General features: G+C 51.8%; 7 protein-coding genes and 4 pseudogenes. 8 read left to right on the top strand and 3 right to left on the bottom strand.

Going from position 1 to position 15967, the window contains the following annotated elements; translation table 11 throughout:
• Window positions 1–488 precede the first annotated feature (488 nt).
• The 6 genes from rimP (at window position 489) to typA (ending at window position 8613) form a co-directional block, all read left to right on the top strand.
• Window positions 489–980, top strand: a complete 492-nt coding sequence (rimP, locus tag L1889_RS02070; RefSeq protein ID WP_238663669.1) for a ribosome maturation factor RimP — start codon at window positions 489–491, stop codon at window positions 978–980.
• A complete protein-coding gene (gene nusA / locus L1889_RS02065) occupies window positions 977–2461 on the top strand; it encodes a transcription termination factor NusA (RefSeq protein ID WP_238663668.1) in 1485 nt (494 codons plus the stop codon). Before rimP ends, nusA begins: the two co-directional genes overlap by 4 nt.
• A gap of 83 nt (window positions 2462–2544) precedes the next feature.
• Window positions 2545–5598 (top strand): translation initiation factor IF-2, encoded by a 3054-nt coding sequence (gene infB, locus L1889_RS02060; RefSeq protein WP_238663667.1) that lies wholly within the window; start codon window positions 2545–2547, stop codon window positions 5596–5598.
• A gap of 3 nt (window positions 5599–5601) precedes the next feature.
• Window positions 5602–6009 carry a 30S ribosome-binding factor RbfA gene (gene rbfA, locus L1889_RS02055; protein WP_238663666.1) on the top strand — a complete coding sequence of 136 codons (408 nt, stop codon included), beginning with the start codon at window positions 5602–5604 and terminating at the stop codon, window positions 6007–6009.
• A 34-nt stretch (window positions 6010–6043) separates the two neighbouring features.
• A complete protein-coding gene (gene truB / locus L1889_RS02050; protein WP_238663665.1) occupies window positions 6044–6802 on the top strand; it encodes a tRNA pseudouridine(55) synthase TruB in 759 nt (252 codons plus the stop codon).
• Complete coding sequence (gene typA / locus L1889_RS02045; RefSeq protein WP_238663664.1) at window positions 6799–8613, top strand: translational GTPase TypA; 1815 nt, start codon at window positions 6799–6801, stop codon at window positions 8611–8613. Before truB ends, typA begins: the two co-directional genes overlap by 4 nt.
• Window positions 8614–8736: 123 nt before the next feature.
• Here the strand turns inward: typA and L1889_RS02040 are convergent.
• Window positions 8737–9416: pseudogene (locus L1889_RS02040) on the bottom strand (LOG family protein).
• Here L1889_RS02040 and polA point away from each other — a divergent pair.
• Window positions 9415–12209, top strand: a pseudogene (gene polA, locus L1889_RS02035) (DNA polymerase I). The pseudogenes L1889_RS02040 and polA overlap by 2 nt on opposite strands.
• An 85-nt stretch (window positions 12210–12294) precedes the next feature.
• On the opposite strand, the pseudogene L1889_RS02030 reads toward polA, so the two are convergent.
• Both L1889_RS02030 and htpX read right to left on the bottom strand, forming a co-directional pair.
• Window positions 12295–13954: pseudogene (locus L1889_RS02030) on the bottom strand (Na/Pi cotransporter family protein).
• Window positions 13955–14022: 68 nt separating this feature from the next.
• On the bottom strand, window positions 14023–14895 hold the full coding sequence (gene htpX, locus L1889_RS02025) for a protease HtpX (protein ID WP_238663663.1): 873 nt from the start codon (window positions 14893–14895) through the stop codon (window positions 14023–14025).
• Between the two features lie 195 nt (window positions 14896–15090).
• On the opposite strand from htpX, the pseudogene L1889_RS02020 reads away from it, so the two are divergent.
• Window positions 15091–15965: pseudogene (locus L1889_RS02020) on the top strand (DMT family transporter).
• The last annotated feature ends 2 nt before the right edge of the window (window positions 15966–15967 follow it).

The following is a 15967-nucleotide window of genomic DNA, read 5'->3' as shown; positions in this document are numbered from 1 at the left end:
AGCTGGCAAGAATCGGTTCTGGTCGTCGTTAATACACCACAACTTAAGTCGGCACGCTAAAGTTGACGTTGGCTTGGCGTGTCTTGACGGCTTTTATTGCTCTAAGCTTCAGAAATAGCAGGATTTTTTATTGGATTCTGTTAGAATATGGGGCTTAGCACGGTATCACCGTTATTAGTTGTAATGTCAGATACTTACCGAGTCTTAATAAGCTCAGGTGTTGGCAACAGCATGACAACAGCACGAAACAACAGCAAGCGGCTTAACGGCAGCAAAATGGCAAGTGGGTTTGTGGTGGCTTATGTTTTAAATATGCAATGCCATATTTAACAACGAAGCTCCTGACCCGGTGTTGTTCTTGAAGCTTATTAGGGTTACACAATAGTAATGCGTCAGTTGGTTTACGCTTCTATCTCTCTATAGAGGAAGGGTAAGCCACACTGGTACGGTAGCAGTGGGCTGACATACAGCCCATTTTTTTGGATTTTATGGCAGATATTTTCGCTTTGACACTAGAGGCCTTAACAGGCAGCGATATCGAACTGGTCGATGTCGAGCGCGCCCCTATGGGCGTGTTGCGCGTGGTTATCGATCACCCTGAAGGGGTGTCTATCGAGAATTGCGAGTGGGTCTCTAAGCAGTTGTCGCGTGTCTTCGAGGTAGAGAGCGTTGACTACAGCCGGCTCGAGGTTTCCTCGCCAGGTGTAGATCGCCCGCTTAAGCAGATTGCTGATTTTGTGCGGTTTGCAGGGCAGCGTGTTGAGGTCAAGTTTCGCGAGGCTATCGAGAACCGCAAGGTTTTTGTCGGTGTGCTAATTGCCCCTGAGGGCGTTAGCGCCGAGTCCGCGACACCAGACACGCAGTTCTTGCTCGAACTTGAAGACGCTTCGGGTGGTGTCAGGGATCTCAGCTTTACCTTTGACGAGGTAGATCGTGCCAAATTAGATCCCGTTCTTGATTTCAAGGGTAGAAAGCGATGAGTCGCGAAATTCTTTTGCTGGTCGATGCACTAGCTCGTGAAAAAGGCGTTGAGCCGGAAGTTGTATTTGGTGCTCTCGAGGGTGCGCTAGCTTCCGCTATGAAAAAACGCTTTACTGAAGATGCTGATATACGAGTATCGGTTAATCGTACCGATGGTGAGCACGAGGGCTTTCGCCGCTGGTTGGTGGTGCCCGACGAGGCAGGCCTGCAAGAGCCTGACCGTCAAGAGCTCTACAGCGAGGCACTCGAGTTCGCTCCCGATATCGAGGTAGGCGACTTCATCGAAGAAGCGCTGGAGCCTCTGGAGTTCGGTCGAATTGGGGCGCAAGCTGCCAAGCAGGCCATTCTCCAGCGAATTCGCGACGCCGAGCGAGAGCAGGTACTTAACGATTTCCTCGATCGTGGTGAAACCATCGTTTCGGGCACCGTCAAACGCATGGATAAAGGCGATGCCATTATCGAAATGGGTAAGATCGAGGCCCGTTTGCCCCGTAGCGAAATGATCCCCAAAGAAAATATACGTATGGGTGATCGTGTTCGTGCCTGGGTACAGCGCATTGACCGAACAGCTCGGGGGCAGCAGGTATTGCTGTCTCGTACAGCACCCGAATTTATTCGCGAACTTTTTGAAAATGAAGTTCCTGAAATTGAACAGGGGCTGCTTGAAATCAAGGCAGCCGCTCGCGATGCCGGAGTACGCGCTAAAATCGCCGTTATTGCTTATGACCAGCGCATCGACCCTATCGGGACATGCGTAGGTATGCGTGGTTCACGCGTAACGGCGGTACGTAACGAGTTGGGCGGTGAGCAAGTTGATATCGTGCTGTGGGCCGAAGATCCCGCTGAGTTCGTTATCGGTGCCTTGGCACCTGCAAATGTTCAATCTATATTGGTAGACGAAGACAAGCACGCTATGGATGTGGTTGTCGATGAGGAAAACCTGCCTAAAGCTATTGGCGCACGCGGTCAAAACGTGCGTCTTGCTTCCGAGCTTACTGGCTGGCAAATTAACATCATGACTCCTGAGGAAAATCAGAACCGTCAGGAAGAAGAGCGCCAGGTATTGCGTGATGTCTTCATGCAACGTCTTGATGTTGATTCGGAAGTCGCCAATATTCTTATTGATGAGGGCTTTACTGGCCTTGAAGAAGTGGCTTATGTGCCAATGCAAGAGCTTCTTGAAATCGAAGCTTTCGACGAGGAAACGGTGAACGAACTCCGTGCTCGTGCTCGTAATGCATTGTTGTCCGAAGCCATTGCCAAAGAAGAGCTGGTGCAAACCGCAGCTAAAGATCTTCAAGAAATCGAGGGTATGACCCCAGATATCATAGCTAAGCTAGCCGAAAAAGAGATCGTCGATTTGGACGACCTGGCTGAGCTGGCAACCGATGAGTTGTCCGAGATCACTGGTCTCGATAGCGAAGAAGCAAGCGAAATGATCATGCGCGCACGAGCCCATTGGTTCGACGGCGATGAATAAATTGCTTAGAAACTGGCCTCTAAAGGGCCAGTTTATGGGGTTGTATTTATTAGAATAAGTAGTCGTAAGCAAGAGAGAGTCGAATGCCGAGTAACACAGTCGCCCAGTTCGCTCAAGAACTGAAAATGCCCGCCGATACGCTGCTGGAACAATTGCGTACAGCAGGTGTTGAGCTCAAATCGGTAGACGATTCCGTCACCGAAGCAGATAAGGCGAAGCTGCTGGAATCGTTGCGCCGCGCCCACGGAGGTAACGAGGGGAATAAAATCACCTTAACCCGTCGTAAAACTTCTGAAATACGCCAGGCTGATGGTTCCGGTCGTTCTCGTACCATTCAGGTCGAGACACGTAAGCGGCGCGTATTTGTTAAACGTGACCCGGCCGAGCTCCTTGCTGATGCCGCAAAAACAGCTGATGAAGCTCCGGCAGAGACGGTCGCGCAATCCGTGCCGGTTCCCGAGGCGCAAGTTTCTACACCCAAGCCCGAAGTCACTCAAGCTACTGTCCCAAGTCCGGTGGACAGTCCTGAAGACTCTAAAGTCAATGCTCCTGAACCTGTTGTCAATGATAAAGCTGTTGTTGACGAACCGGCTCCAGAGGCTAAACAAGATACACCGCCAGTAGTCGAATCGAAGCCGATGAAGACCGAAGAAGCTGGTGCCGAGAAAACAGTTCAGTCCGAGCCTACTATCAAAACTGAAGCCGAACCCGTTCAGGTGCCGGTTGCCGAAGTGAAGCCGTCTGAAGATAAAGTGCCTGAGCTTAAAGACCAGGCCAAAGAGGTAACGCCTGCCGTGGCAGAACAAACAAAAGAGCTGGAAAACGTGGCCGTAAAAAATAAGCCCGCTAAAGAAACATCTAACGCTAAAACCGATTCGCAGCCCAAAGCTGCGAAGCAGTCAGGTGCTCCGCGTCCAGCGGGGCCTGCTCGCGCTACTAAAGGGCCTGCTCGTACAGCAGCGCCAGCAAGTGGTCAGCGCCGTGCTGCCTCAGCAAAAGCCGCCGATCCCGAGGCTGACGCCGATCGCGATCGTGCCCGTTTAGCTGCTGCTGCAGAAGCGGCAGCCATTAGCGAAATGCTTAGCCGTCCGCGTAAAGTGTTGCGCGCTCCTGAACCTCAGGCCGAGGGTCGCAAAGGTGCTGTGAAGACAGTTGCCAAGAAAGAAGACAAAGGCACTGAGGTTAAGAAAGGTACTGCTAAGCCTCCAGTGAAAGGTGAAGCAGGCTGGGTAAGTGATTCTACTCGCCGCAAAACGCCGTCCAAGGCCGAGGTTGCTTCTGCAGCTGTGGGCCGTGAAGGCTGGCGCGCCAATACGCGTGGATCAGGTGGCCGCCGTGGCCGTGGCCGTGGCCAGCCAGAGCAGCAGCCACAGACAGTCGAGTTCATTGCGCGCGAGATCCCGGTACCAGAGACCATCACTGTCGGCGATTTAGCCCACAAGATGTCCATCAAGGCTGCCGAGGTCATCAAGCACCTTATGAAACTTGGCCAGATGGTAACGATTAACCAGGTTCTGGATCAGGAAACAGCAATGATTCTGGTTGAAGAGCTGGGCCATATCGCCGTTGCTGCAAAACTTGATGATCCTGAGTCCTTCCTTGAGGATGTGTTTGTCGGTGAAATCGACGAACAGCCCCGTGCACCTGTTGTTACTGTAATGGGTCACGTCGATCACGGTAAAACATCGCTTCTGGATTACATCCGCCGTACCAAGATCGCTTCGGGTGAGGCAGGTGGTATTACCCAGCACATTGGTGCCTACAACGTTAAGGTTGATTCCGGTAACGTCACGTTCCTTGATACTCCCGGACACGAAGCTTTTACGGCAATGCGTGCTCGTGGAACCAAGGCTACCGACGTGGTTATCCTGGTAGTGGCCTCAGACGATGGTGTTATGCCGCAAACTCGCGAGGCTATTCACCACGCACGAGCTGCTGAAGTACCGCTAGTGGTTGCCATTACTAAAATCGATAAACCTGAAGCTAATCCTGATCGTGTGAAGCAAGAGCTGTTGGTTGAAGAAGTCATCTCCGAAGAGTTCGGTGGTGACGTACCCTTCGTACCTGTGTCAGCGCGCACGGGCCAGGGCATAGACGAACTTCTAGAGCAGGTGTTGCTGCAGGCAGAAATGCTTGAACTGACTGCAGCAGTGAACACGCCGGCCAAAGGCACTGTCATCGAGGCTCGCCTCGATCGTGGTCGCGGTCCGGTGGCGACAATTCTTGTGCAAAGCGGTACTCTGAATCGCGGCGATACGGTATTGGTCGGCGCCAGCTTCGGTCGTGTGCGTGCCATGGTAAACGAGTCCGGAAAAACCCTGCCTTCTGCCGGGCCTTCCATACCTGTTGAAATCCAGGGCTTAACCGAGGTTCCGGCTGCAGGTGACGAGCTGGTTGCTATGGTTGACGAACGCAAGGCTCGTGAAATAGCGCTGTTCCGCCAAGGTAAATTCCGTGATGTGAAACTAGCGCGTCAGCAGGCTGCGAAGCTTGACTCACTCTTCGAGAATATCGGTGATGGCGTGCAAACCCTATCGCTCATCATTAAAACTGATGTGCAGGGTTCACAGGAAGCATTGGTTTCTTCGTTGATGAAACTGGCTACGGACGAGGTCAAGGTCGAAGTCGTTCATGCCGCAGTCGGTGGTATCTCTGAAAGCGACGTTAACCTGGCGATTGCCTCTAACGCCGTTGTTATCGGCTTTAATGTACGTGCAGAGCAAACGGCCCGTAAACATGCCGAGCTAAACGATGTCGATATCCGTTACTACAACATTATTTACGATGCCGTCGATGATGTTAAAGCCGCACTATCGGGTATGCTGACACCTGAGCAGCGTGAAGAAGTAATAGGAATGGTTGAGATTCGCGAGGTCTATCATATTTCTCGCATTGGTAGCGTGGCCGGTTGTATGGTTACCGAAGGTTTGGTCAAGCGTGATTCGCAGGTTCGTCTGTTGCGCAACAACGTTGTTCACTGGACGGGTTATCTAGAGTCTTTGCGTCGCTTCAAAGATGACGTGCGGGAAGTTCGCCAAGGTTTCGACTGCGGTATTACTCTGCGCGGCAACAACGATCTCGAAGTGGGCGACCAGCTTGAAATCTTCGAAATCAAGGAAATCGCTAGAACACTGTAATTTATGGCAAGACATAAAGCGAAACTAGGAAGCGGGCGTAACGTCCGCTTGGCTGATCAAATCCAAAAAGATCTGGCCATTTTGATTCAGCGCGAGATAGATATGTCTCGTGCTGGGTTAATCACTCTCACTGCGGTCGAGTTGTCGGCTGATTACGCCCACGCAAAAGTACACTTTACGGTATTGGGCGCCGAGCCAGAGGTTGCTGCCGAGGTGCTTAATGCCAAGGCAGGATGGTTTCACTCTCAGCTCTACAAGATGTTTCACATCCATACAGTCCCTACTTTACGTTTCTTCTACGATGATCATGTAATTCGTGGTATAGCCATGAGTAAACTAATCGAAGAGGCAAACCGTCCTACTACCTATGGTGCCGATCCGGTTCCAGACGACCCCGACGACAAGCCCTAAGTCGGGCTGTCGTTATCTTACGGAAATTTATACGATGGCAAGCCGACGACGCGGACGGTTGCTAGATGGTGTCCTGTTGCTGGACAAACCCGAAGGCCTGTCCAGTAATCATGCCTTGCAACGTGCACGTCGCGCGATGGATGCACGCAAGGCTGGTCACACCGGTACTTTAGACCCCTTTGCAACAGGCTTGCTGGTTTGTTGTTTTGGTCGGGGAACCAAACTTTCTGGTCAGTTACTTGACTCGGATAAAGGCTACGAGGCTTTAATACAGTTTGGTTCTGAAACCGACTCGGGCGACCTGACGGGCACAGTTGTAGCAACCGCAGAACTGCCCCCTGAAGGCATTGACGCTCAGCGGGTAGAAGCTGTACTTAATGAATTCCGCGGAGAAATCCAACAGATTCCTCCGATGTTTTCAGCCTTGAAACGAGATGGTAAACCACTTTATGAGTACGCGCGTCAGGGTATTGAACTTGAACGGCCGCCTCGTACGGTAACCATCCATGAAATTACGCTTTTAGAGTGTACCGATCAGCAAGCTCGTATTTCGGTTTTGTGCAGTAAAGGAACCTACATACGCACGCTTGCACAGGATATTGGTCGCCTGCTAGGCTGCTATGGGCATTTAACTGCATTACGTCGTACACGGGTGGGACCTTTCCATTTAGACGCGGCGATCGAGTTAGAAGCGCTTCAGGCCATGCCTGAGCCTGAGACTACCCTGATCGAGCTCGCAGACCTGCCGGCAGGGTTACAACCTGCCAACCTCAACCTGAAGGAACAGTTATGAGTCGCGCATTGCGCAATGTGGCAATTATTGCCCACGTAGACCACGGTAAAACTACCCTGGTTGATCAGTTATTAAGACAGTCAGGCACGTTCCGTGCTAACGAGCACGTTAGCGATCGAGTCATGGACTCTGGTGATATCGAGAAAGAGCGCGGCATCACCATTTTGGCCAAAAACTGTGCGGCCGAGTTCGAAGGTACGCACATCAATATTATTGACACACCCGGTCACGCCGATTTCGGCGGCGAAGTTGAACGTGTGCTGTCGATGGTTGACGGCGTGTTGTTGCTGGTAGACGCAGTTGAAGGGCCTATGCCCCAAACGCGTTTCGTGACACGCAAGGCTCTTGAGCTTGGCTTAAAGCCTATTGTGGTCGTCAACAAAATCGATCGTCCCGGCGCTCGTCCTGACTTTGCGGTAAACGAAACCTTCGACTTGTTTGATAAGTTGGGCGCCACCGAAGAGCAACTGGATTTCCCTATTGTCTATGCATCCGGTCTGGCTGGTTATGCTGGCCCCACCGATGATATCCGGTCCGGCGATATGAGCCATTTGTTCCGGGCAATTCTGGAACATGTGCCACAGCGCGATGACGATCCAGATGGCCCTTTGCAGCTACAGATCTGTTCGCTGGATTACAGCACGTACGTGGGTAAGATTGGCGTGGGTCGCGTTAACCGTGGCCGCGTCAAGGCAGGTCAAAACGTCATTGTGAAGTTTGGCCCTGAGGGTGAGCCGATCAAAGGCCACATCAACCAGGTGTTGACCTTCAAGGGCGTGGATCGCCAGCAAGTGCCAGAAGCTGAAGCGGGTGATATTGTTTTGATTAACGGTATAGACGAAATTGGTATTGGCTGCACGATCACCGAAGTCGATCATCAGGAAGCGCTGCCTTTACTGCATATCGACGAGCCTACATTAACCATGAACTTCATGGTTAACGCTTCCCCACTGGCAGGTCGTGAAGGCAAGTTTATTACCAGCCGTCAAATTCGTGACCGTTTGGACCTTGAGCTTAAATCAAATGTGGCGTTGCGCGTTAACAGCACTGGCGATGACACCGTATTTGAAGTTTGTGGCCGCGGTGAGCTGCACTTGACGATTTTGCTTGAGAACATGCGACGTGAAGGCTTCGAGCTGGCTGTATCGCGTCCTCAGGTACTGATCAAAGAAGTCGATGGCGTTAAACAAGAGCCTTTCGAACTGCTGACTGTCGATATTGAAGACGGTCATCAGGGTGGCGTTATGGAAGAGCTGGGACGTCGTCGCGGTGATTTGCTGGATATGCAACCCGATGGTCGTGGTCGTACGCGCCTTGAGTACCGTATTCCGGCACGTGGACTGATCGGATTCCAGGGAGACTTCATGACTCTTACACGCGGTACTGGCTTGATGAGTCATATCTTTGACGAATACAAGCCCCTGCGTGAAGGCTCTGTCGGTGAACGCCGTAACGGTGTTCTGATAAGTCAGGACGATGGCGAGGCTGTGGCCTATGCTATCTGGAAGCTGCAAGAGCGCGGAAAAATGTTTGTGTCGCCTAATGATCCTGTATACGAAGGCATGATTATTGGTATTCACAGCCGTGACAACGACTTGATCGTTAATCCGATTCGTGAAAAGAAGCTCACGAATGTCCGCTCTTCCGGTAAAGATGAGCACGTAGATTTGATCACTCCAATTCGTTTAACACTAGAGTATGCTGTTGACTTTATTGATGACGACGAACTGGTTGAAGTGACACCTAAGTCTATACGCCTGCGTAAGCGTTACCTGAAAGAGCACGAGCGCCGCCGCAGTCTACGCGATTGATGCCTGGCTAATAGCTCTTAAGCTGGAAAACGAAAAAGCTCCTGATTTTATCAGGAGCTTTTTTTGGCAGGTTGGATTTTTGTGGCGAAGTGAAGCTGTGTGACTATTTCAGCCGGCTGGAGCCTATTGTGGCAGGGCAGGCTCGCAGTCGGGCTGTACGGAAAACTGCGAGCAGCATTCATTCATAACTTTCATGACTTCGCCCAAGTCATCAGTAATAGTCAGCAGGTTGAGGTCATCAGGCGAGATTAGCTGGTTCGTTACAAGTTGGGCTTTGATCCAGTCGATTAAGCCACCCCAGAACTCGGTTCCCATCAGTACAATAGGTGCGGGCGGTAATTTTCGAGTTTGTACCAAAGTCATGACTTCAAACAGCTCGTCTAACGTACCAAAGCCGCCTGGCAAAGCAATATACGCCGAGCTGTGCATAAAGAACGTCGCTTTTCTAGAGTAAAAGTACTCGAATTGCAGACTGTGGGTTTGATATTGGTTGTTGCTGGTCTCGCGGGGTAGGCGAATATTTAATCCTACGCTGCGCCCACCAGACTCGAAGGCGCCTTTGTTGGCAGCTTCCATCAGGCCAGGGCCACCCCGGCGATCAACATAAGACCGGCTTCGGCTAATCGCTTACCTAAATCTTGTGCTAGCTTGTAATATTTATGATTTGGCGGAATTCGGGCACTACCAAATACGCTGATACCAAAGCCTACTTCTTGCAGGGTATCTGCTGCGTGTTGTAGTTCAGCCGATATTGTCGGAATTTGTTCCGAAGCCGGTAAACGAATAATTTTATTGTTAGACATGAAAAAAACCTTGTTGCTAGTTGATGGATCCAGCTACTTGTATCGAGCGTATCACGCTATGCCAGATCTACGAAATGCTCGTGGAGAACCTACTGGCGCCCTTTATGGCGTAATCTCGATGATGCGCAAAATACTGCAGGACTATTCGCCCGACTACATGGCTTGTGTATTTGATGCCAAGGGGAGACTTTCAGAGACGAGCTCTTTAGTGACTATAAAGCTAACCGGGCTTCGATGCCAACTGATCTCGCGTCACAAATAGTACCTATACACCAGGCGGTAAAGGCCCTTGGCTGGCCCGTCATCTGCACGCCGGGTGTCGAGGCCGATGATATTATCGGCACACTCGCGGTGCGGGCTACCGGGCATGGTGTGCACACCATTGTTTCCACTGGCGATAAAGATCTGGCACAACTGGTCAATGAGCACGTTGAACTCATCAACACCATGAATAACGAGCGCCAGGATGTCCAGGGTGTGATCGATCGCTATGGGGTGCGGCCGGATCAAATTATTGATTATCTGATGCTGATCGGGGATACCTCTGACAATATTCCAGGTGTACCGAAAGTTGGCCCTAAAACAGCAGCAAAATGGTTAACAGAATATGGAACCTTGGCCGAGCTAATTCTTAATGCCGATAAGATCAAAGGTGTGGCGGGTCAGAACTTGCGTGATTTTATTCCGCGATTTGATCTCACACGGCAGTTGGTCACCGTGAAGCTGGACTGCGAAATTGATGACCTGATTCCCGGGCTGGACTCGCTTAAACCACTGGCTCTGGATTCCGATACCCTGATCAAGCTGTATGACGATTACGGTTTTCGTTCGTGGCTGCGAGAACTTAGCGGCGACCCTGACCGCATTCCGCAGCAAGATTCGCGTGCGGTAAAACCCGGTTCCACCGTCGGCAGCAGTCCCAATACAGAGACGGTATCCACTTCTTCTTATGGGCCTGCAGCCCCTCAGCCAATGGCTGTTGTGTCACCAGAGCTGATTCACTATGAAAGCGTAACCACTTGGGAAGCGCTTGATAAATGGATAGATAAAATCCAGGCGGCAGAGCTCACTGCCCTTGATACCGAGACCACTTCCCTTGATCCTTTGCAAGCCAGCCTGGTGGGTTTGTCACTTTGTGTAGAGGCAGGGCAGGCCTGCTATATTCCCCTGGCGCATCGTGGTTACGATGTGGGGCCTCAGCTTGATAAGCAACAGGTGCTCGCGAAGCTAAAGCCGTGGCTCACATCCGATAAGCATGCCAAGGTTCTGCACAATGCCAAATACGATGCACATGTGTTTTTGTCTGAAGACATTGGCTTAAAAGGCATTGAAGAAGACACTATGCTGCAGGCTTACGTACTCGAGTCGCATTTACGTGTGAACATGCAAGATGTGGCTCAGCGCTGGCTTGGGGTTACTGGTACCCCATACGAAGAGATCTGCGGCAAGGGCGCCAAGCAAATATGTTTTGACGAGGTCGCTGTCGATCTGGCCACACATTATGCCTCGGAAGATGCCGATCTGACGCTGCGTCTGCATCAGGTGCTGCGTCCCTTGATAGCGGCCCATGAAGGTCTGGAAGCCACCTATGCGCTAGAGGTGGCCACATCAAGGGTCCTGACTATTATCGAAAGAAACGGTGTGGCCATTGATAGTGATGTACTGCACAAGCAAAGTCACGGTCTGGGTGAGCGACTGTTAGGCCTTGAAGAAAAGGCTTACGAATTAGCGGGCCAGCCCTTCAATATGAATTCTCCCAAACAGGTGGGTGAAATATTGTTTGATCGCATGCAACTGCCCGTAGTGCGTAAAACCGCCAGCGGCGCGCCTTCGACGGACGAAGCCGTCTTAACTACCCTTGCACAAGATTATCCTTTGCCCAAGCTATTGCTAGAGCATCGTAGTATCGCAAAGCTGAAGTCAACCTATACCGATAAATTACCTCGTATGGTTAATGCCAAAACCGGACGTGTGCATACCCGCTACGCGCAAGCTGCGGTGATCACGGGTCGATTGGCGTCGTCAGACCCGAACCTGCAGAATATCCCCGTACGTACAGCAGAGGGCCGACGAGTACGCGATGCTTTTGTTTCCTCATTAGGCAAGATTGTTTCGGCCGATTACTCACAGATCGAGCTTCGCATCATGGCACATGTATCGGGTGACCAGAATCTGATACGCGTTTTCGCTGAAGGCGGTGATGTGCACAGAGCCACGGCGGCCGAGGTTTTTGGGGTCAGCCCGGACGAAGTCACTGCTGATCAGCGTAATGCCGCGAAAGCCATTAACTTCGGACTGATCTATGGCATGGGCGAATTTGGCCTTGCTAATAACATAGGAATTACACGTAGCGCGGCAAAAGCCTATATTGATCGTTATTTTGCGCGTTACCCCGGTGTGGCCGAGTACATGGAACGAATTAAGGTTGTGGCCAAAGAGCAGGGCTACGTAGAGACCGTTTTCGGTAGACGCCTATCTTTCCCCGAACTAAAAGGCGCTCGGGGCGCCCGTACTGCGGCAGCAGAACGAGCCGCTATTAACGCTCCCATGCAGGGTACAGCGGCCGACCTGATCAAAAAGGCGATGGTGGCCGTTCAGGATTGGCTAGAGCAGAAAAAACTCAAGACACTGATGGTAATGCAGGTGCACGATGAGCTGGTTTTTGATGTGCCAGAAGACGAGGTTGCCCTTCTAAAGGCTGAGCTCCCGAGGCTGATGGGAGAAGTCGCTTCACTGGATGTACCGCTTACCTCAGAGGTAGGCGAAGGAAGTAACTGGGGGCAGGCGCACTAAAAGCACGTAGTTTGGCGGGGCAGCACTCTGAAGAAACAGGGGCCATTTGTCAGGGCCCCTGTTTTCATGGTGCTGCTTAAACGGTTTAATCGTCTCTGATGCGAAGCCGGTTAGGCAGCAATTCGTTATGCTTGGCCAAGATAGGGTAGGCGGCGGCACCTACCAAATGCGAATTGATCGCTTTGATATCGCGGAGAATTTCCAGATATAACGAGCCAATGTCTGCCGTGTCAATTTGGCCTGCCTTAATGTTTTTCATATAGCGTTCGGCGGCACTGGTTTCAATATCACGAAAATGATCTTTTTCGAAGGCCAGGTAACGGGCTGTTTTCAAGTCTTCAGCCATGAACAGTGCGGAAGCCTGGCGCTGGTTTCGGATGAGCCGGTCCATGACCGCACTTAACTCATCTTGCTGCTCATTGCTTAGTGCCCAGGCATGACGGCGTAGCTGCGACGCATGTGCCAGCAGACCGCTGACGCAGATACTCGCAGCATGGGCAATATTGGATGAGAAGTTGATGACGCCTTCCAGGTTGCGTGTGTCGGAAGAACTGAGGTTTTCTTGCTCCAGCAGAGCCAGATATTCGGTGATGAGGTTATCAAGCCTGGATATTGCCGTATTGATGTAACGAGCATGGTTAATGCTTTGCGCATTGCCATTACTTAGCGACGAGCGAGACAGATTCAACATGGTCTGCAGCATATCTGACATGCGCAAGGCCTCGCGAGCCGCATTGGCAATTGCTACCGGAGGAACTTCCCGAGCGGAGTCTTCCAGATACATAGGTTTAGATGGGTCGTCTTGATCGGCTTTGCGTGGCAGATACCGTGTCAGCAGCTTTGCATAGGGACGCAGAAGCGGCAAAAAAGTACGGCAATTGCCAGATTGAAAAAGGTATGGAAGTTGGCGACGGCACGGGCGGAATCACTGGTGAACAGTGACATAATGGTCGGAATCCAGGGAAGCAGCGCCATTCCGAACAGGCAACCTATGACGCGGGTACCCAAGTTACCGAGAGGCAATCGGCGGCTGGCCGGATTGTTATCTCGGGTACCTTCAAAAACCGGATTAATAGCCGTACCCAGGTTTGCGCCCAATACCAATGCATAGGTCAGTTCGGCTGTAACCAGTTGATGGCTGGCCAAGGACATAATCAATACAACTACGGCGACGCTGGAGTGTGCCGCCCAGGTCAGTGCTGTAGCCAGAAGCAAGCCTGTGAGGGGGCATCAGCCAAGGCGCTTAATATGACGCGCAGAAGCTGTGCATCGTGGATAGGATCAAAAAGTGCGACTAAGGCATGCAGTGATAGCAGCAGCAGGCCCAGTCCTATAAAAACACGGCCTAAATCGCGTTTGCTTCCTGTTTTCTGCGACCTGAACATCCACACACCAAGCAAAATTAGCCCTGGAGCCAGGGCGGTAAGCTTGAATGAGAGCAACTGAACAATAATAGTGGTGCCGACGTTAGCGCCCAGCATGGCCGCCAAGCCCGGAACCAGGGCGACCAGGCCACCAGAAGCAAAGCCAGTGATCATTAATCCGGCAGCAGTACTGCTTTGCAGCGCCGAGGTAATCGCCAGGCCCGCGAAAAAGGCCCGTATACGACGCCCCAGAGCTCGTCCTAGCCACACGCCCAGAGCAGAGCCGAAAGCGCGCTGTACACCGGTTTGCACCATGTGTACACCCCACAGCAGTAGGGCTATATAGCCGCCGAAGTCGAGAAGAACCGAAATTTCTTTCATGCTGTTAATAATAACGCATGCGGCTTCGGCTTAGCAGCGATGCTTGCCGGACTGTGTTTTAAAAGAGCTCAGGAGTGTTTAAGCGCTGCAATTCGCTGTTCTATAGGAGGATGCGAGGCGAATAGGGCACCAAGGCTGCGGCCACCCGATATACCGGAGGATTCAAATGCCTTGGGCAGTTCTCCGGCTTCCACATTACCAAGCCGGGCAAGGGCACGAATCATGGGAGTGCCCGAACCTAACAGCTGAGCGGAGCCTGCATCGGCGCGGAATTCGCGGCGGCGAGAAAACCAGGCCACGATAATAGAAGCCAGTAGCCCGAAAACGATTTCACAGGCGATGGTGGTGACATAGTAGCCAATGCCGAAACCACGCTCGTTTTTCAGCAGCACCCGGTCTACAAAGTAACCCACCAGGCGGGCGAAGAAAATGACGAAGGTATTGACCACCCCTTGTATGAGCGTCAGGGTAACCATGTCGCCGTTAGCGATGTGGGCTACCTCGTGGCCCAATACGGCCATGACCTCTTCTTCGCTCATGCTTTGAAGTAGCCCGGTGGAAACCGCTACAAGAGAATCATTTTTAAAGGCTCCCGTGGCAAAGGCGTTGGGGGCTCCATCGTAAATGGCAACCTCAGGGCGGCCGATGCCAGCTCTGTCAGCCAGTTGATGCACGGTGTCGACTAACCACGCCTCTTGAGGGCTGCTTGGAGCCTGTGGGTCGATGACACGCGCTCCGGTGGAGCGCTTAGCCATCCATTTGCTGATCAGCAGCGAAAAAATAGCGCCGGTAAAACCAATGATCGCTGAGAAGACAAGCAGGCTTCCTGGGTTAATTCCTTCGGCCGTCAGGTATCGGCCGATGCCCAGAACGTTCATGGAGAAACTAAGCACCAACATAACGGCCATGTTGGTGGCAAGAAATAATAGAATGCGTGTCATTACTGATTTCCGTGCTGTTGCAGAATGAGATAAGACCGCCCAGGGAGCGGTCAGTTCCAAATGGTTTTAGCCGCTTATGGGCAGAAACTGACTAAAGTAGAGTAGTTTAAACGCATACGTGGTCTTTATTACTGACTACGCGGAGTATAGTTCTAGTTCTTTACTTCTTTCTTTCCGTTCCAGCGGGATAGTTAAATGCAATCGTTATGGATGTTGTTGGCGTGCGCGATGTTCGCCATCATGGGGGCCTGTATCAAGGTATCCTCAGAGTTCGATGCGAATTTGGCTCAAATTGTTTTATTTCGAGGCCTGCCATCAGTCGTGTTTATTGTGGTGTGGGCCAAGCTGCGTCAACGCTCATTGCGTCCGCCTAGCTGGAAAGTCCATATATTGCGTAATCTGTTTGGCGTAAGCTCGATGTGGATGGGCTTTTTCTCGTTGACGGTATTAAGTCTTTCAACGTCAGTCAGTCTCACTTATACCGCGCCTCTTTTTATTGGCGTATGGATGCTGTTCTGGGGGGAACCCAGCGAGACCCAATACGAATACTGGCTGTTTTGCTAGGCTTTTGTGGTGTGGTCGCTATACTTCGTCCCAATATCGGTGATGACGAGTGGCTAGCTGCCATGGTGGGCTTATGTGCTGGCGCTTTTTCGGCTGTCGCAATGATGCAGGTGCGCGAACTTGGGCGTCTTGGCGAACCTGAATGGCGAACAGTCTTTCTGTTTTCGTGTTTTGTATGCCTGACCAGCTTTGTAGGCTTGGCTTTGTTGGGATGGCAAGCCGTAGGCTGGCAAGGCAGCTTGTCTTTATTTGGCGTTGGCGCATCGGGCTTTGTGGGGCAACTGGCAATGACCCGCGCTTTTGGCCTGGGTTCTGCCTTGTTGACGGCAGCCCTGCAATATACCACCATTATTTTTGCAGCTCTGCTTGGCATCACTTTCTGGGGCGATGTTCCAGACCCCATAGCGTGGGCGGGCATGGCATTGATAATCGCTTCAGGAATGATTTCTCTCTGGCGTACCTACAGCGAAGATAAACTTATGCGGCGTAAAGCAACTACCGAGTAGTC

The organism is Paenalcaligenes niemegkensis (genome assembly GCF_022230885.1).
In the GTDB taxonomy this organism is placed as follows: Bacteria; Pseudomonadota; Gammaproteobacteria; order Burkholderiales; family Burkholderiaceae_B; genus Paenalcaligenes; species Paenalcaligenes niemegkensis.
The sequence above is the reverse complement of the archived record's forward strand: the minus strand, read 5'-3'. Positions and strand labels throughout refer to the sequence as shown.